The following is a 26,314-nucleotide window of genomic DNA, read 5'->3' on the forward strand; positions in this document are numbered from 1 at the left end:
ATTAATTAATTTCAACCCGCGATGCCATGGACCAATCGACCACGACACAACCCGCCGAACTGACGCAGCCCCGCGCGCAGGCGAGCGCGCACGCAGCCGATCACCCGCCGATCCGTCTGCTGTTTCCGGCACTGCTGCTGGTCATGCTGCTCGCCGCGCTCGATCAGACGATCGTCTCGACGGCGCTGCCGACCATCGTCGGCGAACTGGGCGGGCTCAATAATCTGTCATGGGTGGTGACCGCCTACCTGCTCAGCTCGACCATCGTCGTGCCGCTGTACGGCAAATTCGGCGATCTGTTCGGCCGCAAGATCGTGCTGCAGACGGCGATCATCGTGTTCCTGGTCGGCTCGGCGTTGTGCGGCGTCGCGCAGGACATGACGCAGCTCATCGTGCTGCGCGCGCTGCAAGGTCTCGGCGGCGGCGGCCTGCTGGTGGTGACGATGGCCGCCATCGCCGATGTGATTCCGCCGGCTGAGCGCGGCCGCTATCAGGGCGTGTTCGGCGGCGTGTTCGGTCTGGCGACCGTGATCGGTCCGTTGCTCGGCGGCTTTCTCGTCGAGCACCTGACGTGGCGCTGGATCTTCTACATCAACCTGCCGCTCGGCATCATTTCGCTCGTCGTGATCGGCGCGGTGTTCAGGCCGCACGTTCGCCACGTGAAGCACACCATCGACTACATGGGCGCCGCGTTTCTCGCCGGCGCCCTCACCTGCATCATCCTGTTCACGAGCCAGGGCGGCACGATCCTGCCGTGGTCGTCGCCGCAACTGTGGTTCACGCTGGGCATGGGGCTCGTGGCGATCTGGGGTTTCATTCACGAAGAACGCAGCGCGGTCGAACCGATCATGCCGCTCGAACTCTTCAAAGAGCGCACGTTTTTGCTGAGCAGCCTGATCGGCTTCATCATCGGGGTATCGCTGTTCGGCTCGGTGACGTTTCTGCCGTTGTATTTGCAGGTGGTCAAAGGCTCGACGCCAACGGAAGCCGGCATCCAGATGCTGCCGATGATGGGCGGCCTGTTCCTGATGTCGATGGTGACCGGCCGGGTGATCAGCAAGATCGGCAAATACCGCATGTTCCCGATCGCGGGCACGTTTCTCGTGGCGGTCGCCATGCTGCTGCTCGCACGCCTGCAGATCAGCACGCCGATTCATGTGATGTATATCGACATGGGCATTCTCGGCTGCGGGCTCGGCATGGTGATGCAGGTACTGATTCTCGCGGTGCAGAACACCGTGGAGTTCAAGCATATGGGCGTGGCGACTTCGGGCGCCACACTATTCCGCTCGATCGGTGGTTCGATTGGCGTGGCCAGCTTCGGCGCGGTGTTCTCCAACGGTCTCGCCGCGCGCCTCGAAAAGCTGATCCCGCCCGACACCGAGTTGCCGCATGCGCTCGGACCTGCCGCGATCCATGAGTTGCCGCAAGCGTTGCGCGACGATTATCTGCAAGCATTCGCGGGCGCGCTGCACACGGTGTATCTTGCGGCTGCGTGCGTGGTGGTGCTGGCGTTCGCGCTCGCGTGGCTGCTGAAGGATCATCCGCTGCGCAAGCATTGATTATTTTCCTGCTTTCTTCACGCGCTTGATGCAAGCGCTTAATGACGAGGTCGGACGCCATGCGCGCCGACCTCGTTCTATTTTCAGCACTCTCCAAGTGGTGTGAAAAAACCTTCGCGCCCGTTCGTCCTGCCGATATGGCGGGTATTTCGTCGTACCTACAAATGTTCGCTAGCGCACATAACCTAGGTACCAACGTCGATTGACGTTCTCATTGAAACGCCACATATTGCAAGCAGCGGCACCGCAAGCGTGGGCTTGCCGCTCAAGACTCTCCGGCGCATGTGGATCGTGAATTCCGCGGACATTGCTCCCGCTTCAACATGATCCGGAACATGCCGTAATGGCATCGTTATACAAAGGTGGGTCCACAGCATGTCCACCCAGACACTACTCGGCCACAGTTTTCCGACGCCTTGCAAGCGGTGTGGCGGCGCACTGTACCGGCAAGTCGACTTTTGCCCGTATTGCGGCGCGGTGCATCCACTCGACGCGGGTCCGCACAAGCGCACTGTGATTCCCGGCAGTCGCGCCAGCGCCACGAATAAAGCCGCGCCAAAGGCCAGCCTCGAGAACAGCCTCGACGCGGCGACAGCCGACGAGACCGACCCCACGACGCGTGCCACGTTCGCGAGCGAACCTGCTCGTGGCGAGGCAGCGATGCCTGCGTCCGCACTCGTGTCACCGGACACGCCGATTCCGCGTCTTCCCGCACTGCCCAATGCGGCGGGTCGCGGCGCAATCCCGCTTCGCAAGGTGCTCTATGCCATCGGCGCAGTTGGCGTAATCGGCCTGGCGTATGTCGGATATGCGCTATTCAGCGATCACGATTCGCCGAACGGCAGTAGCGACCAGTCCGCCGAAACCGAAACTACTCAGGATGCCAGAACGACGACCGGCACGATCGCACTGTATACGCCGACTCAGTCGGCCAACCAGGGCGGCACCGCGGGCAAACCCGCCATGCCGGTCAATCCCGCCAGGCCGGTCCAGGCGATGCCGGCGACGCCCGTCGCGCCGCCGGTGGCCGCTGCGCCCGCCAAACCCGCGCCGCAGTTCCGCGATGCCGCGCAAGCTTTGCAGGCTGCGCGCCTCGCTTTCCGCGCCAACGACCTCTCCTTGGCACAAGCCGCGCTCGGCGCCGCGCAAACAATGCAACCGGACAGTTCCGACGCACAAGACCTCGCGGCAGAATTGAAGCCGCTGACCGCCCGCCGCGACGCCGCATTGCAGGCAGCGCAAACTTGTGCCGCGCAGCAGTCGTGGCCTTGCGCACGTCAGCACGCCAACGAAGCGCTCGCGATCGATACCGGCAACGACGCGGCGAAGTCGATTCTTGAACGCGTAATTCGCGAGACCGGTTGGGCGCCGCTCAACCCGCGTGCCGCGGCAGGCACGCCGTCACAAGTCAAACCGTCGGCGCAAGCGCAAGCCGGACTCTCGTCGCAGCCGGTGGTTCAACTACAGACTCCGCTGCCCAAAGGCATGCCCCCGAACAGCGAAGTCGTGGTGGCCGCCCCGCGCTCCGCCGCCACGACGCTCGACGGCAATAGCGTCGAGGCACGCGAACGCGCCATCAAGGACTCCGGCTGGAAACGTTCGGCGACGAATGCCGCGAAGCCCTCCGCGGGTGGCTCACCGAGCCAGTGACAGTTAGTTTGGATACCGAATCGTATAATTAATCTGCCCGAGAATCGCACGCATCAGCGCGTGTCGTCTGAGAGGTAACAGACGGACGCGGCAGGCGCGGCACATAGAACATGACATGGCAATCCGGCTCACTGGTGCTTCACGCGCGTCGACGCGCGAAGTCGTACGAACCTGACCGATAGGTAGATAGACCATGCTGAAGAGACTTCTGGCGGGATGGCTGGGGCTGGCGCTGATGGTCGTATCTTCACTGGCCTGCGCGGAGCCGGCGCATTACAAGATCGTCACCGGTCCGGAGCGGGGCACGTATATTCAGATCGGCCAGGATCTGTCGAAATGGGTGGCGCAACCGGCGGGCATCGACCTGGAAGTGATGTCGTCCAAGGGCTCGGCTGAAAACGTGCAACGCATGCGCTTCGAGCCTGGCGTGAAACTGGCGCTCGTGCAATCCGACGTGTACCAGGCTTACATCGACATGGCCAACGCAGGCAATGCCGACGCCGGCACGGCGATCCGGCCGCTGCGGCTCATCATGCCGCTCTACGACGAGGAAATTAACGTCGTGGTGCGCGCGGACTCACCGCTGAAAACCCTCGCCGATATCAAGGACAAAAGCATCAGTGTCGGCCTGATCGGCAGCGGCACCGCGCAGTCGGCCACGACGCTCTATCACCTGATGTTCGGTCAGGCGATTCCCGAGCAGAACATCCAGCATCTCAGCAACGAAGATGCGTTGGCCGCGTTGATCGTGAAGAAAGTGGACGTCGCGATCATCGTGGTCGGACAGCCGGCGAAACTGTTCAACGACATGAACCCCGACCTGCTGGCGCAGATCCGCCTGCTGAGGGCCGAGCCTGCCGCGCCCGAAACCACTCGCGCCAAACAAACCTATTTCCCTACGACGATTCGCGCGACCAGCTATCCAACCTGGCTGAAGGAAGATGTGCCCGCGCTGACCGTCAAGGCGTTTCTCGTCACCTATGACTATGGCCTGCGCGATACCGTCGGCAATCTGAATCGTTTTGCCGACTCGCTATGCGCCAACTTCGACAATCTTCAGGAGCACGGGCATCCGAAATGGAAGCAGGTGAAACTGGAGTTGCCGCCCCTCGTGCGCGGGTGGAAATACTACTCGCCGGTCGAGAAGCATCTGCGCGCGTGTCTCGTGAACAAGAGCGCCGCGATGAGCGCCACGGCGGTCCAGCAGGCCGCGCCGAAACCGCGTCCGACGTGTACGGATCAGGAGCGCTTGCTTCTGCTGTGCAAGTAAGTTCGGCGCATTGGCAAGGGCATGTTCAGGCGCGCCATCGGCAATGACTGAACTAGTCGGCAGCCTGACCAGCCGGCTTCGGTGGCATTGGGCCGAAGAACATCGCCATGAACTTGTCACGGCCGATCACGCGGACCAGTTCGGCGACCACGCAATAGATGGCGATCAGCGTTACCAGCAAGATCTGGATCGCCCAGAAATGCGGCCAGTTCAGATCGGCGAGCAGTTTCTGGTTGGCGGCGGCGAGACTCGGCGCCTCCTTCCAGTATTCATAGAGATGCTCCAGGTAGTGCACGATCAAGGCCACCAGCGTATAGATCACCGTCTTCCAGCCGACATTCCAGATCAGCGGTTTCTGGGGGAAACGGTTGATGAACGGCAGCATGTTGGCGATCAACACCGACTTGCCGAGAATCAACGCGGCGATGGTCACGGAGACCGACGCCGGTAGCGTGACGTCGTAGCCTCGGCTGATCAGCGCGCGCGTGATCGAGACAATATGCAGGATGACGAAGAAGTAGATCGTCGGCGGAAGCATCTCCAAGAATTCGTGCTTGATCTTTGCGGTCAGTTTGCTCATGTTCGTCTCCTCCCACCCAAAGCGGCCGACCGGAGTTGGCGCTTTAGCTGTCGACCGGCTGCGGTGGACTCGCAAGTTCATGATAGACACCTATCCGAATGGCGTGATTCGACGCAGCGCCGCCGACCTCACCACGCCCAACGAACGCCCGCGTTGCCGATGATCGTCCGTTGATGTTCGCCACCAAGATTCGTGATGTAACTGACCGTGGCGAACGCGCTGCCCTGCTTCGTGAGTTTCGCCACTACTCCCGCGCCAATCTGCCCGGCGGTTTGGCCCACCGACGTCACGATCGGCGTCACGCCGGCGAAGGTCGCCTTGTCGTCACTGCCGAACGAACGCAATACGCTCAGGCGCAGGTAGGGTTGTAAAGTCGTGTGCTCGACATCGTAGTGACCCGCGAGCCGCACGCCAAAGCGCCCGACGAATGTGTTGCCGTTGTTGAACGTCACCGTCGAGATGCCGTCGTTGAGATCGTCGATCGACAGGTGTTGCCAGATCAGTTGCGCCTGCGGTTCGAGCGTCAAACCGTAGCCGATCGCGAGTGGCAAACCGCCTTCGAGCGAACCGGTCACTGCATTGCCGTGCGTCGTCGTCGCGATGCCGTTGCGTGACGACGGATCGACCACCAGCGAACTGCCCATCACGACCGCGTCGGTGTACCAGCCGCCGGCGCCGATATGCGTCCAGTATCCGCCCAGGCTGTATGCGTTGATCGCGAGATGCCCGACGTCGGCGTTCGGCGTGGCGTCCGCCAGACCGCTGACGTCACCGGTTGCGCGCGCGAAGCCGACGAAGAAGCCGAAATGGTTGCGCTGGCCACTCGCCGTGGTGTCGGCGTAAATGTCGTGCCCGGCCTGCACGCCGAGCACGGAGCCATCGAATTCAGGATTCACGTCGCCGCTTTGACTCAGCGTGCTGTGACCGCCCCACACGCGGCCCCATGCAGCGGGCAACGTGCCGTTTTCGGAGAGCAACGACTGCTCGCCTTGACGGTCGTGAAAGTTGTCGACCTGCAGAATGCCGAGTTGACGCGCGACGCTTGGGACCTCGGCATAGATCGCGACCTCGGGGCGGTATAGGGGCACGGGAGCGGCGCTCGGCGGCAGGCCTGGAAGCGGCGGCGTGCCGGCCGCGGCGATTGGGGTGCCGGTTGGCGTCGCGCCGGTTGGCGTTCCCGTTGGCGGTGTTCCTGTCGGGGGTGTTCCTGTCGGGGGTGTTCCGGTCGGAGGTGTTCCGGTCGGAGGTGTTCCGGTCGGAGGTGTTCCGGTCGGAGGTGTTCCGGTCGGAGGCGTTCCCGTCGGGGGCGCTCCCGTCGTCGTACCGGTCGTCGTGCTCGGCGCAGGCGGCACCGTATTGCGCAAATACCAGTTCTCCGACGTGCCGTTCGTGACGCCGCCTTTAGCGAGGTAATAGTCGTACGCACCGGCCGAGACCACGCCTCCTGAGAGTCTGAACGCGGACAGATCCGTCGTCGCGCCGTTCGCTGCCTGCACGATCTGAATGCCGTCCGCGAACGTCGGCGCGCCCGCGCCTCCGACATTAGTGACCTGCAACATCGACGAACCCGTTGCCTTGCCACCGTTGACGACGAGTTTGTCGGACGCCGAGTTGTCGCCGGCGAGCACGGCGCCCAGCGCGATCGTGCCGTTCTGGCCGACGTAGTTGCTGACCGTCAGTGTGTTGCCGACGCTTCGGGTGTTGCCGATTTGCGCGAGGCCGGCGTTGACCAACTGGCCATTGATGGTCAACGCCCCGCTAGGCTGAGCGTCGAACTGTGCGAGCGCGTTGGCGACGCTGATCGTGCCATTGTTCGTGACATCGCCGGTCACGCTGCCATAGCCGCCGAGCGTCGCGCCGGACGCGACCGTCGTCGCGCCGCCGCCCCCCAACGCGGCGCCCGGGCTAGCGGCATCGCCTACCACCAACGTGCCCGCGCTAACGGTCGTGCCGCCGCCATACGAGTTCGCGCCGTCGAGAATCAGCGTGCCGGCGCCGAGTTTGTTCAATGCGCCCGCTCCGGAGATGTTCTGCGTGATCGTCGACTGGAAGTCTTGCGTGTCGATGGTGCCGCCGCCGGCCGCAATCGTGATGGCCCGCGTCGCGGCGAGGTCGAAGCTGCTGCCGAGTTGCAGCGCGCCGCCGTTGAATGTCACACCGCCGCTCGCCGCGCCGAGCGCGTTGTCCGCCGACGCCGACAGCGTCCCTTCAGTCAGCACGGTGCCGCCCGCATAGCTGTTGCCACCGGCCGCGGCCGGCGCAAGCGTCAATGTCCCTGTCCCGGCCTTTTCGACCGAGCCCGTGCCCGAGATCAGCCCGCCATAAGTGCCCGCGCTGTCTTGCGCAAAGCGGACCAGTCCATTGTCCGTGACGTTCTGCGGCAGGGTCTGCGCATTGGCTTGCAGCGTAGAACCGGCATCGACGAGCGCCGCCGCCGACGCACCGAGTGTTCCGGTGAGGTTCAGTGTGCCGGTCTGCACGTGAGCGAGCGTGAAGGTGCCGCTGCCGGTCCAGTTCCACAGCGTGCCCTGCATGAGCAAGGTCTGGAAATTCGTGAATGCGTTCGATGCCGTCCCGCTCCCTTGCAAGGTCACCGTGTTCGAGCCGGCGCCGCCGTTCGCACTGCCGTTGATGACCGACCCGCTTTGCAGGATCAGCGAGTCGTTGCCGTTGCCCATCGTAATGGCCGTGCCGACGCCGCTTTGCACGAGCCCCGCGTTGATGACCGTCGAATTGCCGTTCAGCGTGCGGATACCGGAGCCGTTCTGACTGATGATCTGCCCACCCGCGCGGTTCTCGATCAGCGCCGTGAAATTCGAGCCTGCGGTGTTGGAGAACACCGCGTCAGCCGTGGTGCCACCGACGCTCGCGCCACTCGCAGTGATCGTCCCCGTGTTGATCAGGTGATCGGCGTTCCCTTGCATGTAGACGGTCTGCCCCGCCGTGCCGGTCGTGGACAACTGGCCGCTGTTGTTGACGGTGCCACTTCCGCCGAGTATCGATGCAGCCCGGGCATTGCTGCCCGAGGTGGACACCGTGCCGGTATTCACGACCGTGTTGCCGGCCTGTCCGAGATTGGTCTGCCCCCAGGCAGCGGATATGCCATAGGCGTTGGGACCGCTGGTGGTAATCGAACCGTTGTTGGTCAGCGTGTTGCTGCTGCCGTTCGCGGCCATGCCGTCGTTGAACGCGCCGGTTGTGCTGATCACGCCCGCTGACGCATTGTTGATCAGGTTTCCGTTGCCCACGCCGAGCAGTACCGCCCCGCGTGCGCCCCCACTACCGCCGCCACCGGTGAGGGAAAGATTGCCGCTGCTCGTGATCGCGCTGCTGGAGTCGACGCTCAGAGCCACCGGATGCGCCGGCCGCGCAAAATTGCCCACGGCGGTCGGGTCGACATTGATCGTGACGCCCGTGCTGCCCGTCTGGGCAGCCACTGCAGGGATGCCGGCTCCGGTACACGTCACGGTGGTCCCGCTGGGCGGGGCAGTAGCGCTGCACGACGCCATTGCAGACGGAGAAAACGCCCGGTACAGCAGCACGGCAAAGCCAACTCTGGTCCCAAGCGTCGTCAGCATGCGTCTTGTCCTTTTCCCTGAATTACTTCATGTGGACAAACTCGCTGATTTATAGCATTCGAAACAGACTCTTGCCAGGTTGTATTCCTGGGGGACTTCCGGCGCGGGCCTGCTTCGCCTTGCCACAAGGCCGGTTGCCGTGAGGAACACATCGCCACCATGTGACCGCTGTACCGCCCCATTCTTCGGTACAGTTTGAACGATTTGCACTGATCCGTACCTTACCGCCCATGGCCGGATAGAGGATGCTATGACTCTCTCTCCCAACGCGCACGGACTCTTCCGATGGACAAAACGACAAACGGCTGGCTGAGCGGCTTTATAGGAGTATTGATCTTCAGCGGCTCGCTGCCGGCCACGCGCGTCGCCGTGCAAGGCCTCGACCCGCTATTCGTCACGGTCGCCCGCGCGACGATCGCCGGTACGCTCGGCCTGCTGCTCCTGCTCGTCTTTCGCCAGGCGCGGCCATCCCGCCGCGATCTGATTCCGCTGGTGATCGTCGCACTCGGCGTGGTGGTCGGCTTTCCTCTGCTGACCGCGCTGGCGCTGCGCCACGTCAGCGCGGCGCATGCCATCGTGTTCGTCGGCCTCCTGCCGCTCGCCACGGCGATCTTCGGCGTGCTGCGCGGCGGCGAGCGCCCGCAAGCGGCGTTCTGGCTGTTTTCGGCGCTCGGTAGCGGCGCGGTGGTGGCGTTTGCCTTGCGTCATGGGCTCGATGCCTCGCCGATCGGCGACGCGCTGATGCTGGCCGCCATCGTCGCATGCGGATTGGGTTATGCCGAAGGCGCGCGCCTGTCGCGCCATCTCGGCGGCTGGCAGGTGATTTCGTGGGCGCTCGTGCTGTCGCTGCCGCTCATGCTTCCGCTCGCGGTGTGGACGCGGCCGGCATCATTCGACGGTGTCAGTCACGCGTCGCTCTGGGGCCTCGCCTATGTGTCGCTCTTCAGCATGCTGATCGGCTTCGTGTTCTGGTATCGCGGCCTCGCGCTCGGCGGCATCGCGGGCGTCGGGCAGTTGCAGTTGCTGCAGCCGTTCTTCGGCCTGCTGCTTGCCGGGCTGCTGCTGCACGAACAGGTGCCGCCGGCGATGATTGTGGTTACTGTCGTCGTGGTGGGCTGCGTGGCGGGCGCGCGGCACTTCTCGCGGGCACCGGTGCCGGCGCGCCCGGCCATCTGACGCGTGTTTTGACTGCGTGTCGCCTGATTCCTGTTTGCGTCTCGCTTGCGGCCGGCATCCGACTGGCAAACGTCTCATCGATTTCCGAGCCCGCGCGGCGCGGGTGACCGGTTGAATATGTCATCATTCCCGTGATCGACTAACCACTGCCCAGCGCCGCGACTACGATGCCGACCGCTTTTGCTCAAACCGTCGAAGCCCGCTTTGCCGAACTCACGCCCACCTCCAAGCGCGTCGCCAGCTACATGCTGGCCAACCTCGACCGGCTCGGGCTCGAAACCGCCGATCAGATCGCCCAGCAAGCCGGCACGAGCGGCATTTCGGTCGGCCGGTTCCTGCGCAGCGTCGGCTATCAGAATCTCGACGACCTGAAACGCGAACTGCGCGGTGCTCAGGAGCGTCCGTGGCTGATCACGGACCGGCTCGACGCGTTCCGCCGCGCCGCCGGTCAACACGACGAAGCAACGCCGGACGCACATTCGCCTGCCGAGCCCAACGCCGCACTCGCCCGTTCGCTCGAACTCGAAACCAGTGCGATCCAGCATGTCTATCAACTCGCGCAATCGCCGATGTTCGCGCGCGTGGCCGAGCGCATCTCGAACGCGGATGCCGTCTACATTCTCGGCATTCAGTCCACGCGTGGCATCAGCAACGCGTTTTACAGCTACCTCGAATACATCCGCCCGCGCGTGTTTTATTCCGACGGCATGTCGGGCTCGTACGTCGATTCGCTGAACTCGGGCTTCGAATCGCCCTATCTGATCGTCACCGACACCCGCGCTTACTCGAAGGTCGCGCGCCGCTATTGCGAAGCCGCCACGCGCCGCGGCCTGCCCTTCGCGCTCATCACCGACATCTATTGTCCGTGGGCGCGAGAGTTCGATGGCGATCTGCTGCAGGTGAAAACCGACGTCGGCCAGTTCTGGGATTCGCTGGCACCGCTCACGTGCCTCTTCAACCTGCTGATCTCGGCGATCGTCGAAAGACTCGGACCGCGTATCGACGAACGCGTCGCGCGCAACCGGGAACTGCAAAGCGAATTCGATCAGTTCGACGACCTCTGATGCACACCACGTCCTTTGCCTCATGACCGACCATCGACTCATCGAAATCACGCCCGCCACGCATGGCGTCGATATCGACCTCGTCTACGCCACCGCGCGCAATCTCACCGGCAAACCAATCTACAAGGCCGCGCATTGTCTGCTGCTCGAACCGGCGGAGGCGGCGCTGCGCCGTGCGGTCGAACTGGCGAATCAGATCGGCACGACGTTGCGCATTTTCGATGCGTACCGGCCGCCGCAAGCGCAGCAAGTGCTGTGGGATTTTCTGCCCGACCCGACTTACGTGGCGGACCTGACGCGCGGCTCGAACCATAGCCGCGGCACAGCGCTCGACCTGACATTGCTCGACGCCCACGGCGAGGAACTCGACATGGGCACCGGCTTCGACGCCATGACGATCGAATCGGAGCACTTTCATCCCGGCTTGCCGCTAGAGGTGCAGCGCAATCGCATGCTGTTGCTGGGCGTGATGCATGGCGCGGGCTTCACGCACATCAAGAGCGAATGGTGGCACTACGAGTTGCCGGGTTCGCGCGCGTTGCCGCTGATCGACAACAGCGCGAGCGGGCCGCTGCGCCTGATGTGATCGATCGACTGCCAGGAAAACGGGTATCCTCACCGGCTCGTTCAGAAGGAGTATCCATGAAGTTTTCAATTTGCCTGGCGGTTGCCGCCCTGACGCTCTCTGTCGGCGCGTACGCCCAGACCTCGCAAACCTTCCGTTTCGGCGAGGGCCAAAGCTCGCTGCCGTCCGGTCATGCGCAGCCCGCGCCTCGCGCGCAGGCCCAACAGGCACAGGTTCCGCAGCAACCCGCCGAACAGCATGCGCCGACATCCGAGGCCAAGCCGAAACATAAGGCGAAGCATCATCGGCAGCATCGTGGGCATGTGACGCAGCCGGATACGTACTCGCATAGCTGAGCGGTGCGAGGTGGGTGACCGAGGGCGAGTCGTCTTCGCTAAAGATTGCTGACGCGCATAGGTTAAGGCTCAATACCCGCCATACGTGGTGGCGATTTTTGACTCGCTTCAAATTCGCGCGCGGGGCGGGCATAGTAAAACGTATCCGCCGATTTATTGCCACGACAGGAACACGTATGAGCACCACCCATCCCGCACCCAGCACTTCCGGATCAGCGAACGCAGCGGCCCCGCTGATCCGCGACGCCACCGAAGCCGACCTTCCCGCGATTCAGGCGATCTACGCGCACCACGTGCTGACCGGCGTCGCGTCGTTCGAAGAAATCCCGCCCTCCGTCGATGACCTGCGCACGCGGCTCGCGTCGGTGCGCAGCCACGGGCTGCCGTACATGGTGGCGGAGATCGACGGCGAAGTCGCCGGCTATTGCTACGCCACGCCTTACCGGCCGCGCGCCGCGTATCGCAACACCATCGAAGACTCGATCTATGTGAACGACGCCTACCGCGGCCGAGGTTTGGGACGCGTGCTGCTGCAGGCGCTGATCGAGCGCTGCGAAACCGGACCGTGGCGCCAGATGGTCGCCGTGATCGCAGACGGCGGCAGCGGCGGTTCGCTGTCGCTGCATGCGCAGTTGGGTTTCGAATTGACGGGCACGTTGAAAGCGGTGGGCTTCAAACACGGCCGCTGGCTCGACACGACGTTGATGCAGCGCACGCTCGGCAAGGGTGACTCGAGCGTGCCGGACGACGTGGCGCCGCGTTAAAATCGCACCCATGCCCAACGCGCCGCCTCCTGTCCCGCCCTTGCCCGCCGACTCGCACGACCCGGCCGGCGCCACGCCGCGCAACGAATACACCGTCGACGAACTCGCGCGCGTCACCGACACCACCGTGCGCAACGTGCGCGCCTATCAGGACCGGGGCCTGCTCGCGCCACCGGAAAAGCGCGGGCGCGTCGGCGTGTACGACGACACGCACGCTTCGCGTCTCAAGCTGATCAACCATCTGCTCGCACGCGGCTACACGCTCGCGAACATCCAGGACCTGATCATGGCCGTCGACGAAGGCCACGATCTGCGCTCGATCCTCGGTCTGGAAACGGCGATCGGCGGCCGCTGGTCGCGCGAGCGGCCGAAAAAATACTCGCTGATCGAACTGCTGCAAATGTTCGGCGACAAGGCCTCGCCGAGCGCGCTCGGCAAAGCGGTCGACCTCGGCTTGCTGGAGCGCGACGGTCTCTCGTTCGTGTCGGGCAGCCCGACAGCGCTGGCCGCCGGCGCGACCATGGCGAAGGAAGGTATTCCGCTTGCCGATCTGCTCGACGCCGTGGGCATCGCGAGGCCGCATTTCAACGCGGTCGCCAAGGCGCTGGTCGATCTGGTGGTCCGCCAACTGGACCGCTACGATGCCGACGCGCTGCCGCCGCCCGCCGATGTGCCCGCGCTGGTCGACGCCATCTGGCGCGTGCGGCCGCTGGCGATGGTGCTGGTGGAAAGCGAAATGAACCGCGCGCTCGAAGAAGCCTCCGGCGATTACCTTGGGGACCGTGTCGCGGCGATCATGGAAAAGAAACTGGGGCATCCTGCTGAAGGCGCTGCGGGCGCGGCGAAGAAGGACAAAACGAAGAAGTAGCTCGTGCTCATGCGCGCGCCCGCTTGCGCGGCTAGACGCACGCACCGACACCGCGCCATGTCCCTCCACGCGTCATATTCAAATCTGCATTGCTTCGTTTGAACGGCGGGACGTCCATGCGACGATCCCCGAACGTCGCCGCAACGCGTTTTCAGCCGCAACCGCAAGCCCGCGCCATACCTTTCGCGGACTCGAACGAATCACGCTGACAACCCACGGCGGCCACACCAATCGAACGCACTGGAGATTCGCAGGATGGCCCGTCACGCCCGTTATTCGCTTCAACTCGCCGCCGGTTTGCTCGCGGCATTCACGACCTTGAGCGCCACCGCGCAGACCGGCGGCAACGGCAACGAGCCGGCCAACGTATTGCGCATCGGTTATCAGAAATCGGGCCTGCTCGCGGTACTCAAGGCACAAGGCTCGCTCGACGAAAAACTCAAACCGCTCGGCTACAGCATCAAGTGGTTCGAGTTCCCGGCGGGACCGCAACTGCTCGAGGCGTTGAACGCGAACAGCATCGACTTCGGCTACACGGGCGCGCCGCCGCCAGTGTTCGCGCAGGCGAGTGGCGTGCGCTTCGTGTACGTAGGCGCCGAGCCTTCGGGAAGCCACGCCGAAGCGATCCTCGTCAAAAGCGACTCGCCACTGCATAACGTGGCCGATCTGAAGGGCAAACGCGTCGCGCTGCAAAAAGGCTCGAGCTCGAACTATCTGATACTCGAAGCGCTCAAGAAAGCGGGCCTGCGCTACGAGGATATTCGTCCGGTGTATCTGCCGCCTGCCGACGCCCGCGCCGCCTTCGAAAGCGGCAGTGTCGATGCATGGGTGATCTGGGATCCGTACTATGCGTCCGCGCAGCAGGCGCTGAAGGCGCGCACACTCGCCGACTACACCGAGCTCAACGCCCCGTACAACTTCTACGAAGCGACGCGCGACTTCGCGCAGCAGCATCCCGACGTGATCGGCGCGATTCTCGGACAGTTACGCACCGCCGGGCTGTGGGTCAATGCGCACCCGGTGGAAACCGCCGCGCTGATCGCGCCGAAGGTCGGACTCGATCAGAAGCTGGTCGAAACGTGGGTGCGCCGCTATCCGTACGGCACCACCGCCGTCACGGACGAAATCGTGCGTTCGCAGCAGGTCGTCGCCGATGCGTTCTACGGCGCCAACCTGATCCCGCAGAAAATTACCGTGAAAGACAGCGTTTGGCAGAACCGGGAAGTCACGTCGGCCCTCGCCGCGAAATAGCGCCCAGCGGGCATCCACGGCTAGAGGCGGGCGTCTAACCGCCCCCTTGCGTCATCCGTTACCAGCCTCTATTGTTACATCAACCAATGTAACAGTTAAGACGGTTAAAGAGGAGACGGACCGGATGAACGCACGCATGATGCCCCACGACGCCGCGGCGCCCGACGCGTCCGCGCCTATCGAGACCGATATCGCCATCATCGGGTCCGGGTTCGCGGGCCTCGGCATGGCGATCCGCCTGCGGCAGGCCGGCGTCACCGACTTTATCGTCGCCGAAAAAGCCGATTCGGTTGGCGGCACGTGGCGCGACAACCATTACCCCGGTTGCGCCTGCGACGTCCAATCCCACGTCTATTCGTTCTCCTTCGCGCCGAATCCGCGCTGGACCCGCATGTTCGCGCGCCAGCCGGAAATCCGCGCTTACCTCGAGGACTGCACACGGCGTTTCGGCGTCCAGCGGCATCTGCGGTTCGGTCACGAACTCGCGACCGCGATCTACGATGAGACGCGCCACCGCTGGCAACTCACCTTTGCGAACGGCCAGCAATGGTCGGCACGCGTGCTGATTTCAGGCATGGGCGGCCTGTCGCGCGCAGCGGTGCCGAGCATTCCCGGCCTCGAAAAATTCAAGGGCAAAACGTTCCACTCGCAGCAGTGGGATCACAGCTATTCGCTCGAAGGCAAACGCGTCGCCGTGATCGGCACCGGCGCGAGCGCGATCCAGTTCGTCCCGCAGATCGCGCCGCGTGTCGCGCATCTCGACCTGTTCCAGCGAACGCCGCCGTGGATCATGCCGAAGGCCGACCGTGCCGTGACTCCGCTGGAACAGTGGCTGTTCAAACACCTGCCGTTCACGCAGAAGATCATGCGCTCGGCGCTCTACTGCATGCTCGAATCGCGCGCCTTCGGCTTTGCGATTCATCCTTCGCTGATGAAGACCGCGCAGAAAGCCGCGGAGCGGCATCTGCGCCGCCAGGTGCGCGACCCGCAATTACGCGCCACGCTCACGCCCAACTACACGATGGGCTGCAAGCGCGTGCTGATCTCGAACGACTACTTCCCCGCCCTGTCGCGCCAGAACGTGACGGTGACGACCGCCGGCATCGCCCGCATCGAGGAAGACGCGATCGTCACTACCGACGGTGCGCGTCATCGCGCCGATTGCCTGATCTTCGGCACCGGCTTCCAGGTGGCCGATCCGTTTCCGCGTGGCGTGGTGCGCGGGCGCGGCGGCGTCGATATCGTCGATACGTGGCGTGACGGTGCGCATGCGTACCTCGGTACGACATTGCCGGGGTATCCGAATTTCTTCATGGTGGTCGGACCGAACACCGGTCTCGGCCATAACTCGATGGTGTTCATGATCGAGTCGCAGGTCGAGTACATCCTGCGCGCGCTGAAGACGATGCGTGTGGAAAGGGCCGATGCCATCGAAGTGCGCCCGCAAGTGGAGCGCGCCTACAACGAGCAGATCCAGCAAAAACTCGGCCGCGCGATCTGGTCGACGGGCGGCTGCAAGAGTTGGTATCTCGATCCGGCAACCGGCAAGAACACCACGCTGTGGCCAGGCTTTGCGTACAAATTCCGCCAGGCGACCAGCACGTTCAGCATGGACGATTACCTCGCGTATTCGCCCGCGCTGCATGCGGCGAGCGTGCCGATGGGTTCAGCGCGCGGCACGCATGCTAATGGCGGCGCAACTTCCGCATCGGTGGAAGCAGCCTGACAAAACATAACGATAACGACAAGGCACCGTTCAGGGAGAACTGGAGATAAGCCAATGAAGAACTTTACCGACAGAGTCGCCGCCATCACCGGAGCAGGCTCGGGCATGGGCCGCTCGCTCGCGATTCAACTGGCGCGCGAAGGCTGCCACCTCGCGCTCGCCGACCGCAATGCCGCGAGCCTCGCCGAAACCGCACAGCTTGCGCAGGCCGCGGCACCACAGATCGTCGGCTCGCCGCTGCGCATCACCACGCGCGTGCTCGATGTCACCGACCGCGCCGCGATGTTCGACTGGGCTGCCGAAACGGCCGCGCAACATCAGCGCGTCAATCTCGTGTTCAACAACGCGGGCGTCGCGCTGTCGAGCACGATCGAAGGGATGGAATACGCCGATCTGGAGTGGATCGTCGGCATCAACTTCTGGGGCGTGGTGCACGGCACGAAGGCATTTCTGCCGTATCTCAAGGCTTCCGGCGCGGGCCATATCGTCAATACGTCGAGCGTATTTGGCCTTTTCTCGCAGCCGGGCATGAGCGGCTACAACGCGACCAAATTCGCGGTGCGTGGCTTTACCGAAGCGCTGCGCCAGGAACTCGACCTGATGAAGTGCGGCGTCTCGGCGACCTGCGTGCATCCGGGCGGCATCCGCACGGGCATCGCGCAATCGAGCCGTATCGCCTCGAACATGGTCGGCTTCATGCTGGAAACCGAACAGCAAGGCAAGGACGACTTCGAAAAGTTTTTCATCACCACCGCCGACGAAGCCGCGCGCGTGATTCTCGACGGCGTGCGCAGGAACAAGCGGCGCGTGCTGATCGGACGCGACGCGCGGGCCGCCGACTGGCTGGCGCGTACGTTGCCGGCGGCCTATCAGGCGTTGGTGGTGATGCAAACGCGCCGGATGAAACGCATCGCGGAAAAACGCGCGCGGCGCGCCGCGCAGGTGGACGGCTGGCGCGCCTGACGCGCCGGCCTTCTTTGCCAGCGCCACGCAGGTCATCCGATCACGATCAGCAACATATCGAGAATCACAAGGAGAAAGGCCATGATGCCGATTCGCCGCGACCTTCGTTTCAACTTGCCGCAGGAACGTGCCTGCGATTGGCACGTGCAAGGCTCGCATGTGACACACTTCTTCAACGCGCTTTCGCTGCTCTTTCCGGCCGGCGAGCGTTTCTTCATGGACAGCGTGCGTAACTACCGCGATCAGATCGACGACCCTGTGCTGAAGAAGCAGGTGCTCGGCTTCATCGGCCAGGAAGCCATGCATACGCGCGAGCATGTGGAATACAACGATCTGCTGCAGGCAGCCGGACTGCCCGCGCACAAGCTCGACAAACGGCTGTGGGCGATTCTCAACTTCGGCCGCAAAGTCCTGCCGCATTCGTACCAGCTCGCCGTCACCGTCTGCCTCGAACACTACACGGCGATGCTCGCCGGCCTGCTGCTGGAAGACGCGTCGCGCATCGGCGGTTCGGTGGAAGGCTATACGCACATGTGGACCTGGCATGCGCTCGAGGAAACCGAGCACAAGTCCGTTTCATACGACGTATGGAACGCCGTGCTCAAACCCGGCCCCGGCCGCTATCTGCTGCGCACCGGCACCATGCTCGCCACCACGTTGACGTTCTGGCTGATCGTGTTCGATTACCACGTGCGGCTCATCATCGCCGACCGCAAACGCGGCGGCCATCTGCGCGGCATGTGGTGCGTCGTGAAGTATCTGTACGGCCCGCGTCACGGCGTGTTTCCGCGCATCGCCGGTGAATGGCTGAGCTTTTTCCGGCCCGGCTTCCATCCGTGGGATCACGACAACCGCGCGCAACTGGCGCGCATCGACGGCCTGGTTGCCGCGGTCGATGCTACCAACGCGGTCACGCCGAGCGCCCGCAAAGCCGCGCGACGCGGCGTGCAGGCGGCCGCGTGATACGCGACACGCTGTCGGTCGAGGCCGGCGACGTGCGGCTCGCGGTCTACGTCAGCGGACCGCGCGACGCGCTGCCGATCGTGCTGGTGCACGGCTATCCCGACTCGGCGGCCGTGTGGGAACCGGTGCGCGCGCAACTGGATGCGCGCTACCGTGTGATCGCCTACGACGTGCGCGGCGCCGGCGCTTCCGAGGCGCCGGCCACGCGCCACGCTTACCGGCTAGAACGCCTTGCCGCCGATCTCGCGGCGGTCGCCGACGCGACCTGCGGCGCGCGGCCGTTTCATCTGGTCGGGCACGACTGGGGTTCGATTCAAAGCTGGGAAGCGGTAACCGACTCGGCGTTCAAGGGCCGCATTGCTTCGTACACGTCGATTTCGGGGCCGTGTCTCGATCACGCGTCTCTCGGCTTGCGCGGCGGCGAGAAGAGCGAGAGCGACGGCGGCGCTCAAACCGCACACCCAACAACGAAACGCCCCTTCGGCAGCAGCGTCCGGCAAACGCTGAAGTCCTGGTACATTTTCTTCTTTCATCTGCCGTGGCTGCCCGAACTGGTGTGGCGCGCCGGCGGCGTACGCCTGTGGCCGCTGTGGCTGCGTGTGACGGAACGCGTGCGCCCGGCGCCCGATCCGGCGCAGATGCGCAACGCGATCAACGGCCTGAACCTGTACCGCGCCAATTTCATCGACAAGCTGCTGCGGCCGCGCGCGCGTCATGCGCACGCGCCGGTGCAATTCATCGTGCCGCTGCGTGACCGCTACGTCGGACCGCCGCTCTCGCTCGGACTGGAGGGCTGGCTCGGCGCGTATGAGCGCACCGAGATCGATGCGGGCCATTGGGTCGTGCTGCGCGAACCCGAACAGATTGCGGCCAGCATCGAACGCTTCGCAGAGCGGCATCGCGCGGACCATGACGGCTCCGCGGCGCCGACGACACTCAACGCTCGCGGGGCAGGCGTGTGAAGAGCGTCGGATAGTCGATCACGAGACCGTCGTTGTCCACCTTCATATCCGCCGTGAAGTTGCGGAAGATGCCCTCGTAGCGATACTCGCGATGCAACTCGATGCATGAGTACGCCTGCTCGACGCGTGTGACCTGCAAGTCAGGCGTCGAAATATACGCCACTGAAATCGGCTGACGCTCGCCTTCGGCCAGTTGCAAGCGACGAATCGGCAGCGTGTTGGTGAACGGCGTAGCCGCGATATCGATGTCGATGCAGCCTTCGATCGCGCTCAGCGCGAGGCCATGCCCATCGTGCCAATGGCCGGCACCGTCGCCATGCAACTCCAGCTCGCCGCCGCCGACGATCTTCAGCCAGGCGTAGCGCGTGCGCCATTGCGCGTCGCAGCGTACCTTGTAGTGCAGCCCATACGGCTTGCCGTAGCGCTGCCCGACCACGACGCTTTCCACCGCGAAGCCGTCCTCGTGAGCGTCGAACGCCAGATGTTCGATGCCGTCGCCCTCTTCCGATGCCCACCGTAATTCACGCATCTGCCTGTCTCCTCTTTGGACGGCGCAGCCGGGTTCTGTCTGGCTCTGCCGGGCTCATATCGTAGCGCGAAAGCTTTCGTTCCGGCGATGCGTCGAGCACTGCGGGCATCTCGGGCATGTGTCGCAAATAGCCACTATCAACGCACGGCGATGCCCGGCACGGCCTGGCTGGCCTATGCTCGCGGTTCGCAGTCATCCGACCCGGCGCGCGCCCGACGCTCGCGCGGCGGATTTGCGCATCATCGAAATCACGCCGCCTTCCCATCATGCACGCCGCCGCGACCGAAGCTCAATCCGCCGCCTTGCGCACGCTGCTGCGCAGTCTCGGCCAGATCGTGCTGCAACCGAACGCCTTCACCGGCGCGTGCCTGCTCGCCGCCTGGCTGCTCTACGATCCGCGCCTCGCCTGCGCGGCGCTGATGGGCGCGGTCGCGGCCAACGTGAGCGCGGTATTGGCCGGCTATCGCGAGGACGATACGCGCGCCGGGTTGCACGGGTTCAACGGCGCGCTGGCGGGGTTGGCCGCCTTTAACTTCATCGCCGACAATGCCACGGCGGGCGCGGTGGCGATTCTCGCCGCCACGTGCACGGCGTGGTTTGTGGAGCCGTGGTCGCGCTGGCTGCGTGCGCGCGGACTTGGCTTTTTCTCGAGCCCGTGCCTGATCGTCACGTGGCTTTGGCTGCCGATGGTCATGGTCAACGCGCCGTCCGCTAGCGTGGCCCCGGCGCATGCGCTGAGCGCGACGCAAGCGGGCAGCGGCCTGCTCGCCGGTCTCGCGCAAACCGGCTTTGCATCGGACGCGTTGCCCGGTTTGCTGGTGTTGATCGGGATTGCGGCGGCGTCGCGCAGGCATGCGCTGTGGGCGCTGATCGGCGCGGCGTTCGCAAGCGCTGCGCAGCTGCTGCTCGGCGCAACGATAACCTCGTTTGACGCGGGCCTGTTAGGATTCAACGGCGCGCTGACCGCGCTCGCGCTGGCCGACTGCGGCCTCGTCACGATGCTCGGCGGCGTGGCCGTGTCGGTCGTGCTGCAAGGGTCGGCGGCGCACTTTGGTTGGCCGGCCATGACGGCGCCCTTCGTCCTCGCAACATGGAGCGTGCAGTGGCTCAAGCAGCGCTCGGCCCACGGCGTGAGCGCTGCCACCGCCGAACCAGCGCCATCTATGGACGCCGCACGCACCGCGACGTCGCCGGTTCAGACCAGACGCGCGGGCTAGTTACGCTGCCGGGTTTCGCCACACGTCCGCGCCGCACGCACGCGCTTCGGCGATCAAGCAACTTCAGGAGACAGACATGTCGTTCACTCACACCCCTGCTGGCCGCGTCGCCGAGGCGGGGCCATTGTCCGATGCCGAGCGGCAGACCCGCGTCGACCTGGCCGCGGCCTACCGGCTCGCGGCGCTCAACGGCTGGGACGATCTGGTCTACACGCATATCTCGGCGAGCGTTCCGGACGAACCCGGCCACTTCCTGATCAACCCATTCGGCCTCGCCTTCGATGAAGTGCGCGCGTCGAATCTCGTGAAGATCGATATCGAGGGCAACATCGTCGGCACGAGCGAACATGCGGTGAACGCGACCGGCTTCGCGCTGCACGCGGCGGTCCACGCGGCGCGCAGCGATGCCTTCTGCGTGATGCATCTGCACAATACGGCGGGCGTGGCGGTCTCCGCGCAACCGGCCGGCTTGCTGCCCGCCTCGCAACACGCGCTGCGCTTTTACGGCCAACTCGCTTACCACGATTACGAAGGCCTTGCGTTCACGCCGGCCGAAGGCGAGCGCCTCGTCGCGCATCTCGGCGACAAGCCCGCCATGCTGTTGCGCAATCACGGCACACTGACCACCGGCCGCACGGTCGCCGAAGCCTACGTGCTGATGGCAACGCTGATCAAGGCATGCGAGATCCAGTTGCAGGCGCAAGCATGCGGCGCGGAACTCGTGGTGCCAAGCGATGCGGTCGCCGCGCGCACGGCGGAACAACTGTACGATGGCGGCGCCATTGAAGGCGCGCTCGAATGGCCTGCCTTGCTGCGCAAACTCGACCGCCTCGACACCAGCTATCGCGATTGAATTCGCGCCGCGTTCACTTCAATCCCAATCTCGTTCTTAACGGAGTCACACCATGCCCACGTTTCATATCGAACTCTTCGAAGGCCGCTCGGTAGAACAGAAACGCCAGTTCGTCGAAGCCATTACCAAGGCGACCTGCGAATCGCTCGGCGTCGAACCGAACTCGGTGGATATCATTCTGACCGACGTCAAACGCGAAAACTGGGCAACGGCTGGGCGTTTGTGGTCCGACGCCTGAGCATCAAGCGCGCGGCATGCTCTACGACGCTTGCCGCGCACTGGCGCTTCAAACTCGCGTTACCAGGGGTTCTTACCTTGAGCACTGAAGAACCCGCCGGTGGGTCCGTCCGCCGGCAGTACCGCGAGACGGATCGCCTCCGCGGCGCCCTGCTCGACGGTCTGGTAACCGCGGTGTCCGTTCAGATCGGTCGCCGTGAAGCCGGGATCGGCGGCATTCACTTTGATCGACGTGTCGCGCAACTCGTCGGCGAGCTGCACGGTCAGCATGTTCAGCGCGGCCTTCGACGCGTTGTAGCCAATCAGCTTGACCCGCGCGAACTCCCACTGCGGGTCGCTATTCCACGTCAGCGAGCCGAGTCCGCTCGACACGTTGACGATGCGCGCATCGCTCGCGCGTTTGAGCAGCGGCAGCATGGCCTGCGTGACGCTCAGCGCGCCGAAAAAATTCGTCTCGAAGATGCGCCGCACGGCGTCGATGCCGGCGTTGCCAGGCGAACCGTCGGCGGGGTCCGTGATCCCCGCGTTGTTGACCAGCACGTCGAGCCGGCCGAATTCACGCTCGATGCGATTCGCCGCCGCCTGCACGGTCGCCCCGTCGGTCAGGTCGAGTTCAATGAAGCGCACATCGAGCCCATCGTCGCCTAATTTCGCGGCCGCTGCCTCACCGAGACTCGGGTTGCGCGCGCCGAGCAGCACAAGCAATCCGGCGCGCGCCAGCGAACGCGCGATCTCCAGTCCAATACCCTTGTTGGCGCCGCTCACGAGCGCGATGCGTTTAGCGTCGGTTGCCATGCCTGCTCCTTCTGAAGCGTTGAGTTACGATCCAGTTTATGAACAATCCTTCAGCTTTGGAATTCGCATATGGATCTCGATAGCACCGCGGGCCGCGAGCCAAGAAAGACGCCGCGTCAGGCCCGTTCGGTGGTGACGGTCGACGCGGTATTCGAGGCAACCCTTCAGGTTCTGCTCAACGACGGCCCGCGCCGGTTGACCACGACGCGCGTGGCGGAGCGGGCCGGCGTGTCGGTCGGCACGATCTATCAGTACTATCCGAACAAGGAATCGCTGCTGTATGCGGTGTTGCAGCGTCATCTGGACCATGTCGCGCAGGCGGTCGAAGCCGCCAGCCGGCAGCAGCGCGGTCAGCCGCTGGACGCGATGATCGAGGCGCTGGTCGCCGCGTTCGTCGAGGCGAAAACGGCGCGCATGGACGAATCGCGCGCGTTGTACGCGATTGCGGCCGAACTGAACACAACGGAATTGGTGCGGGAGGCGTCGGAACGCATGCGCTCGGCCGCCATCGCGATGCTGGAAACGGCTGCTGACGCGCAGTTCGCCGATTTGCCGATGGTGACGTTTATCTGGCTGAACGCGCTGGTCGGGCCGACACGTGCCATGCTGGAAGGCCGGGCGCCGCCGAAGATGCTGCGCGCGTTGCGCGCGCAGCTTGTGATGCTCAGCGAAGCGTATTTAAAACGCATCGCCGTGGCGGCATAACAACACGCCGCCACGAAGTTACGCCATCAGAACTTGTGGATGATGCCCACACCGGCGGCAAACTGGCTGCGTGACGAGGACGGCTGGCCGTTCTGGCCGTCGCCGATATCGGCCGTCGCGTTGATGATGCTCACGCCGTTCGTGCCCAGGGTCTGACCGCCTGCGCGTTGATACGCCTCGAGCGCATACAGCCCGGTGCGCTTGGAGAGGCTGTAGTACTGCGAGAGGTTGAACTGCTGGTAGCTAGCCGAACTCGTGATGCCGTTCGCTTTGGTAGCACGCGTGTAGCTGTAGCCCGCAGCCAGGTCCAGTGCCGTCAAAGGCTTGAAGTGCACCACGGCGCCGCCCGTGTTGAAGATCGCGGTGGTGTGGAACGGCGAGTTGATACCCGGAATGTACTGCACGTTCGAGTACGAGAACGACACGTCCCACTGCGGGGTGAACGCATAGCCGCCCGTCACCGCCACGCGCTGCTGAGCCTGCGCACGCTGATAGCCGTTGTTGATGCCCGACACGCCAGGCTGAGCGCCCGCGTTCTGCGTCGTGGAGTCTGCGCCCCATGCGCCACCGCCAGGCGTCGAGTTGTTGATGCGCTGGAAGCCTGCCGCAATGCCGAACGGACCGTTCAGGTACTGCAAGGCCGCGCTCCATGTCGAACCGGCGTTGAAGCTGCCCGGCACGCCGCCCAGCGCATACGAGCCACTAGCCGTGAAGCCATACAGCTTCGGCGACGTGTACACCAGCGAGTTATTGACGCGGTACAGCGTATCCAGAGAGTCGATATCGCCCGGGTGCGCGCCGTATGCGCCCGTCAGCCAGGTGGTCGGGCTGTACGGGGAGAGCAGCGTGTAGTACGACGTATATTGGCGGCCTGCGGTGAACGTACCGTAGTTGGCATTCGCCACGCCGACATAAGCCTGGCGGTTGAACGCGAGACCGGACACGGACTGTGCGCCGGTCGCGCTGTTAAAGCCCTCTTCCAACTGGAAGATCGCCTTCGTGCCGCCACCCAGGTCCTCGGCGCCTTTCAGGCCGAAACGGCTGCCGGCCCAGATGCCGTTGACCATCTTCACGACCGAACGGCCGCCGCTGGTCGAGCCGAGCGACGTCTGGCTGCTCTGATAGCCGATCCCCGTATCGACGATCCCGTACAGCGTCACGCTGCTCTGAGCGTGCGCGCCGAGGGCGACCAAGCCAAGCGCCGAAGTTGCCAATACCTTTTTCATTTCTGCTCCTCTTTAAAAAATTATTCTTTGATCGCGGCACGCTTCGAGTGCCGCCGAGTGTGGATATTGTTCGAACGCCCCGGCATTAATTAAGGATTTCAAAATACCGGGTGACCATTGATCAGGCTAGGCAACCATGTCGAGAACATCGGTACGTAAGTGACGATGTTGATCGCGCTGAAGATAGCCAGGTAATAAGGCCACGCCACCTTGGTAGTTTCACCAATCGACACATTGCCAATCGCGCACCCGATAAACTGCACCGAGCCAATCGGTGGGTGCACAAGACCCAATGCGCAATTCAGCAGGATCATGATCCCGAACTGCACCGGACCCACGCCGGCGTGCATCGCCATCGGCAGGAACAGCGGCGTGGTGATCAGGATGTGCGCCGCCATGTCGACGAACGTGCCGAGGAAAATCTGGATCAGGTTGATGTACAGCAGCATCAGCCACGGCAGGCTGGTTGCGCCATCGAGCATGTGTTCGATCGCATCCGGAATCTCCAGATAGGCCATCTGATAACGCAGCATGTTCGACACGCCAATCAGCAGCAGCACCACGCCGGTGGTTTTGGCCGCCTTGGACAATGCGTGGAACAGCTTCTTCATCGTCATCGAGCGATACACGACGATCGTCAGCACCAGCGAATAAAACACGGCGATAGCGGCGGCTTCCGTCGCTGTAGCAATGCCCTTTGCCACGCAAACCAGAATGATTGCAATCACCATCAAGCCGGGCAATGCGCCAAGGAACGTGCGGGCCACGGCGTACCAGCCGGGGAATTTCTGCAGTTCCGTCGAACCATCGGCGCGACGCGGATAGCCGTATTTGACCGCTTGCCAGTACGCTGCGATCAGCACGAAACCCATCACCCACAACACCGGCAGTAGACCGGAAAACAACAGATCGCCGATCGACACGCCGCTCATCGGGTGTCCATTCAACGTGCCGGTGATACCCTGGGCCGCGAATGCATAGATGATCATGTTGGTCGACGTCGGCATCAGCGCGCCCGCCAGCGACGAATGCGTCGTCACGTTGACCGCGTAGGCCGCGCTGTAACCTTCACGCTTCATCAATGGAATCACCACCCCGCCCATGGCCGACGTATCCGCCGAAGGCGAACCGGAGACCCCGCCGAACAGCGTGCAGGCGACCACGTTGGCCATGCCGAGGCCGCCGCGGAAATGCCCGACCGTGGCCTGCGCGAAACGCAGGATGCGGTCCGCGATGCCACCGTGCAGCATCAGCTCACCAGACAGAATGAAGAACGGCACCGCGAGGAACGAGAAGCCGTTGATGCCCGAAATCATCGACTGCATGGCGGTGGCCGCCGGCAAGCCTTCGTACAGATAAGTCAGGACACACGAGAGCCCGAGCCCGAAGGAAACAGGAACGCCGAGAAGGAGAAAAACAAGAAAACTAACGGAGAGGATGGCAAGTTCCATGAT

Annotated in this window: 24 protein-coding genes; 18 read left to right on the forward strand and 6 right to left on the reverse strand. The window is 63.9% G+C overall.

Going from position 1 to position 26,314, the window contains the following annotated elements; all coding sequences use genetic code 11:
• The first annotated feature begins 26 nt into the window (after positions 1 to 26).
• The 3 genes from PQR42_RS21520 to PQR42_RS21530 all read left to right on the forward strand — a co-directional run bounded on the left by PQR42_RS21520 (position 27) and on the right by PQR42_RS21530 (position 4,482).
• Positions 27 to 1,562, forward strand: a complete 1,536-nt coding sequence (locus PQR42_RS21520) for an MDR family MFS transporter (RefSeq protein ID WP_408387988.1) — start codon at positions 27 to 29, stop codon at positions 1,560 to 1,562.
• Between the two features lie 375 nt (positions 1,563 to 1,937).
• Positions 1,938 to 3,212, forward strand: a complete 1,275-nt coding sequence (locus PQR42_RS21525; protein ID WP_408493722.1) for a hypothetical protein — start codon at positions 1,938 to 1,940, stop codon at positions 3,210 to 3,212.
• Between the two features lie 193 nt (positions 3,213 to 3,405).
• Positions 3,406 to 4,482 (forward strand): TAXI family TRAP transporter solute-binding subunit, encoded by a 1,077-nt coding sequence (locus tag PQR42_RS21530; RefSeq protein WP_408205979.1) that lies wholly within the window; start codon positions 3,406 to 3,408, stop codon positions 4,480 to 4,482.
• A 52-nt stretch (positions 4,483 to 4,534) separates the two neighbouring features.
• On the opposite strand, the gene PQR42_RS21535 is transcribed toward PQR42_RS21530, so the two are convergent.
• Positions 4,535 to 5,062, reverse strand: a complete 528-nt coding sequence (locus PQR42_RS21535; RefSeq protein WP_408387986.1) for a hypothetical protein — start codon at positions 5,060 to 5,062, stop codon at positions 4,535 to 4,537.
• 128 nt (positions 5,063 to 5,190) lie between these two features.
• Positions 5,191 to 8,640 carry an autotransporter outer membrane beta-barrel domain-containing protein gene (locus PQR42_RS21540; RefSeq protein WP_408493723.1) on the reverse strand — a complete coding sequence of 1,150 codons (3,450 nt, stop codon included), beginning with the start codon at positions 8,638 to 8,640 and terminating at the stop codon, positions 5,191 to 5,193.
• A 285-nt stretch (positions 8,641 to 8,925) separates the two neighbouring features.
• Here PQR42_RS21540 and PQR42_RS21545 point away from each other — a divergent pair, with 285 nt between their 5' ends.
• From PQR42_RS21545 to PQR42_RS21595, 11 genes are all read left to right on the forward strand, one after another.
• Positions 8,926 to 9,816, forward strand: coding sequence for a DMT family transporter (locus PQR42_RS21545; RefSeq protein ID WP_408387982.1), 891 nt, complete (start codon positions 8,926 to 8,928; stop codon positions 9,814 to 9,816).
• Positions 9,817 to 9,983: 167 nt separating this feature from the next.
• Complete coding sequence (gene sapR, locus PQR42_RS21550; protein WP_408205987.1) at positions 9,984 to 10,880, forward strand: sap1 transcriptional regulator SapR; 897 nt, start codon at positions 9,984 to 9,986, stop codon at positions 10,878 to 10,880.
• A 22-nt stretch (positions 10,881 to 10,902) separates the two neighbouring features.
• The gene (gene ddpX, locus PQR42_RS21555) at positions 10,903 to 11,466 is read left to right on the forward strand and encodes a D-alanyl-D-alanine dipeptidase (protein ID WP_408387980.1); all 564 of its coding nucleotides are present in this window, start codon (positions 10,903 to 10,905) and stop codon (positions 11,464 to 11,466) included.
• A gap of 56 nt (positions 11,467 to 11,522) precedes the next feature.
• Positions 11,523 to 11,801, forward strand: coding sequence for a hypothetical protein (locus PQR42_RS21560; RefSeq protein WP_408205991.1), 279 nt, complete (start codon positions 11,523 to 11,525; stop codon positions 11,799 to 11,801).
• Between the two features lie 176 nt (positions 11,802 to 11,977).
• A complete protein-coding gene (locus PQR42_RS21565; RefSeq protein WP_408387978.1) occupies positions 11,978 to 12,565 on the forward strand; it encodes a GNAT family N-acetyltransferase in 588 nt (195 codons plus the stop codon).
• 10 nt (positions 12,566 to 12,575) lie between these two features.
• Positions 12,576 to 13,433 carry a MerR family transcriptional regulator gene (locus PQR42_RS21570; protein WP_408387976.1) on the forward strand — a complete coding sequence of 286 codons (858 nt, stop codon included), beginning with the start codon at positions 12,576 to 12,578 and terminating at the stop codon, positions 13,431 to 13,433.
• Between the two features lie 255 nt (positions 13,434 to 13,688).
• Positions 13,689 to 14,684, forward strand: coding sequence for a sulfonate ABC transporter substrate-binding protein (locus tag PQR42_RS21575; RefSeq protein WP_408205997.1), 996 nt, complete (start codon positions 13,689 to 13,691; stop codon positions 14,682 to 14,684).
• A gap of 124 nt (positions 14,685 to 14,808) precedes the next feature.
• Entirely contained in the window at positions 14,809 to 16,410 is a 1,602-nt protein-coding gene (locus PQR42_RS21580) for a flavin-containing monooxygenase (RefSeq protein ID WP_408387974.1), read from the forward strand.
• A gap of 54 nt (positions 16,411 to 16,464) precedes the next feature.
• Complete coding sequence (locus PQR42_RS21585) at positions 16,465 to 17,373, forward strand: SDR family NAD(P)-dependent oxidoreductase (RefSeq protein WP_408387972.1); 909 nt, start codon at positions 16,465 to 16,467, stop codon at positions 17,371 to 17,373.
• Between the two features lie 81 nt (positions 17,374 to 17,454).
• Positions 17,455 to 18,336, forward strand: a complete 882-nt coding sequence (locus tag PQR42_RS21590) for a metal-dependent hydrolase (protein ID WP_408206003.1) — start codon at positions 17,455 to 17,457, stop codon at positions 18,334 to 18,336.
• Positions 18,333 to 19,298, forward strand: coding sequence for an alpha/beta fold hydrolase (locus PQR42_RS21595; RefSeq protein WP_408387970.1), 966 nt, complete (start codon positions 18,333 to 18,335; stop codon positions 19,296 to 19,298). The genes PQR42_RS21590 and PQR42_RS21595 overlap by 4 nt, the downstream gene beginning before the upstream one ends.
• Here the strand turns inward: PQR42_RS21595 and PQR42_RS21600 are convergent.
• Positions 19,273 to 19,827, reverse strand: coding sequence for a putative glycolipid-binding domain-containing protein (locus PQR42_RS21600; RefSeq protein ID WP_408387968.1), 555 nt, complete (start codon positions 19,825 to 19,827; stop codon positions 19,273 to 19,275). The two genes, PQR42_RS21595 and PQR42_RS21600, sit on opposite strands and share 26 nt — an antisense overlap.
• Before the next feature lie 266 nt (positions 19,828 to 20,093).
• On the opposite strand from PQR42_RS21600, the gene PQR42_RS21605 reads away from it, so the two are divergent.
• The 3 genes from PQR42_RS21605 to PQR42_RS21615 all read left to right on the forward strand — a co-directional run bounded on the left by PQR42_RS21605 (position 20,094) and on the right by PQR42_RS21615 (position 22,135).
• Entirely contained in the window at positions 20,094 to 21,044 is a 951-nt protein-coding gene (locus tag PQR42_RS21605; protein WP_408387966.1) for an urea transporter, read from the forward strand.
• Positions 21,045 to 21,120: 76 nt separating this feature from the next.
• Positions 21,121 to 21,897, forward strand: a complete 777-nt coding sequence (locus tag PQR42_RS21610) for a class II aldolase/adducin family protein (protein WP_408387964.1) — start codon at positions 21,121 to 21,123, stop codon at positions 21,895 to 21,897.
• A 52-nt stretch (positions 21,898 to 21,949) separates the two neighbouring features.
• Complete coding sequence (locus PQR42_RS21615) at positions 21,950 to 22,135, forward strand: 4-oxalocrotonate tautomerase (RefSeq protein WP_106280598.1); 186 nt, start codon at positions 21,950 to 21,952, stop codon at positions 22,133 to 22,135.
• 59 nt (positions 22,136 to 22,194) lie between these two features.
• Here PQR42_RS21615 and PQR42_RS21620 read toward each other — a convergent pair whose 3' ends face one another.
• The gene (locus PQR42_RS21620; RefSeq protein ID WP_408387962.1) at positions 22,195 to 22,929 is read right to left on the reverse strand and encodes an SDR family oxidoreductase; all 735 of its coding nucleotides are present in this window, start codon (positions 22,927 to 22,929) and stop codon (positions 22,195 to 22,197) included.
• Between the two features lie 69 nt (positions 22,930 to 22,998).
• On the opposite strand from PQR42_RS21620, the gene PQR42_RS21625 reads away from it, so the two are divergent.
• The gene (locus PQR42_RS21625; RefSeq protein WP_408387960.1) at positions 22,999 to 23,634 is read left to right on the forward strand and encodes a TetR/AcrR family transcriptional regulator; all 636 of its coding nucleotides are present in this window, start codon (positions 22,999 to 23,001) and stop codon (positions 23,632 to 23,634) included.
• A 26-nt stretch (positions 23,635 to 23,660) separates the two neighbouring features.
• Here PQR42_RS21625 and PQR42_RS21630 read toward each other — a convergent pair whose 3' ends face one another.
• Positions 23,661 to 24,860: a porin gene (locus tag PQR42_RS21630; protein ID WP_408206017.1), complete on the reverse strand. Its 1,200-nt coding sequence runs from the start codon at positions 24,858 to 24,860 to the stop codon at positions 23,661 to 23,663.
• A 98-nt stretch (positions 24,861 to 24,958) separates the two neighbouring features.
• Positions 24,959 to 26,311, reverse strand: coding sequence for a TRAP transporter large permease (locus tag PQR42_RS21635; protein WP_095420608.1), 1,353 nt, complete (start codon positions 26,309 to 26,311; stop codon positions 24,959 to 24,961).
• Between the last annotated feature and the right edge of the window lie 3 nt (positions 26,312 to 26,314).

Origin of the sequence: Paraburkholderia sediminicola (assembly GCF_046027355.1) — a bacterium.
GTDB classification, from domain to species: Bacteria; Pseudomonadota; Gammaproteobacteria; order Burkholderiales; family Burkholderiaceae; genus Paraburkholderia; species Paraburkholderia sediminicola_B.

Coding starts and splice junctions, on each gene's coding strand:
- PQR42_RS21520 (WP_408387988.1), top strand. CDS start 27: ATGGACCAATCGACCACGACACAACCCGCCGAACTGACGCAGCCCCGC.
- PQR42_RS21525 (WP_408493722.1), top strand. CDS start 1,938: ATGTCCACCCAGACACTACTCGGCCACAGTTTTCCGACGCCTTGCAAG.
- PQR42_RS21530 (WP_408205979.1), top strand. CDS start 3,406: ATGCTGAAGAGACTTCTGGCGGGATGGCTGGGGCTGGCGCTGATGGTC.
- PQR42_RS21535 (WP_408387986.1), bottom strand. CDS start 5,062: ATGAGCAAACTGACCGCAAAGATCAAGCACGAATTCTTGGAGATGCTT.
- PQR42_RS21540 (WP_408493723.1), bottom strand. CDS start 8,640: ATGCTGACGACGCTTGGGACCAGAGTTGGCTTTGCCGTGCTGCTGTAC.
- PQR42_RS21545 (WP_408387982.1), top strand. CDS start 8,926: ATGGACAAAACGACAAACGGCTGGCTGAGCGGCTTTATAGGAGTATTG.
- sapR (WP_408205987.1), top strand. CDS start 9,984: ATGCCGACCGCTTTTGCTCAAACCGTCGAAGCCCGCTTTGCCGAACTC.
- ddpX (WP_408387980.1), top strand. CDS start 10,903: ATGACCGACCATCGACTCATCGAAATCACGCCCGCCACGCATGGCGTC.
- PQR42_RS21560 (WP_408205991.1), top strand. CDS start 11,523: ATGAAGTTTTCAATTTGCCTGGCGGTTGCCGCCCTGACGCTCTCTGTC.
- PQR42_RS21565 (WP_408387978.1), top strand. CDS start 11,978: ATGAGCACCACCCATCCCGCACCCAGCACTTCCGGATCAGCGAACGCA.
- PQR42_RS21570 (WP_408387976.1), top strand. CDS start 12,576: ATGCCCAACGCGCCGCCTCCTGTCCCGCCCTTGCCCGCCGACTCGCAC.
- PQR42_RS21575 (WP_408205997.1), top strand. CDS start 13,689: ATGGCCCGTCACGCCCGTTATTCGCTTCAACTCGCCGCCGGTTTGCTC.
- PQR42_RS21580 (WP_408387974.1), top strand. CDS start 14,809: ATGAACGCACGCATGATGCCCCACGACGCCGCGGCGCCCGACGCGTCC.
- PQR42_RS21585 (WP_408387972.1), top strand. CDS start 16,465: ATGAAGAACTTTACCGACAGAGTCGCCGCCATCACCGGAGCAGGCTCG.
- PQR42_RS21590 (WP_408206003.1), top strand. CDS start 17,455: ATGATGCCGATTCGCCGCGACCTTCGTTTCAACTTGCCGCAGGAACGT.
- PQR42_RS21600 (WP_408387968.1), bottom strand. CDS start 19,827: ATGCGTGAATTACGGTGGGCATCGGAAGAGGGCGACGGCATCGAACAT.
- PQR42_RS21605 (WP_408387966.1), top strand. CDS start 20,094: ATGCACGCCGCCGCGACCGAAGCTCAATCCGCCGCCTTGCGCACGCTG.
- PQR42_RS21610 (WP_408387964.1), top strand. CDS start 21,121: ATGTCGTTCACTCACACCCCTGCTGGCCGCGTCGCCGAGGCGGGGCCA.
- PQR42_RS21615 (WP_106280598.1), top strand. CDS start 21,950: ATGCCCACGTTTCATATCGAACTCTTCGAAGGCCGCTCGGTAGAACAG.
- PQR42_RS21620 (WP_408387962.1), bottom strand. CDS start 22,929: ATGGCAACCGACGCTAAACGCATCGCGCTCGTGAGCGGCGCCAACAAG.
- PQR42_RS21625 (WP_408387960.1), top strand. CDS start 22,999: ATGGATCTCGATAGCACCGCGGGCCGCGAGCCAAGAAAGACGCCGCGT.
- PQR42_RS21630 (WP_408206017.1), bottom strand. CDS start 24,860: ATGAAAAAGGTATTGGCAACTTCGGCGCTTGGCTTGGTCGCCCTCGGC.
- PQR42_RS21635 (WP_095420608.1), bottom strand. CDS start 26,311: ATGGAACTTGCCATCCTCTCCGTTAGTTTTCTTGTTTTTCTCCTTCTC.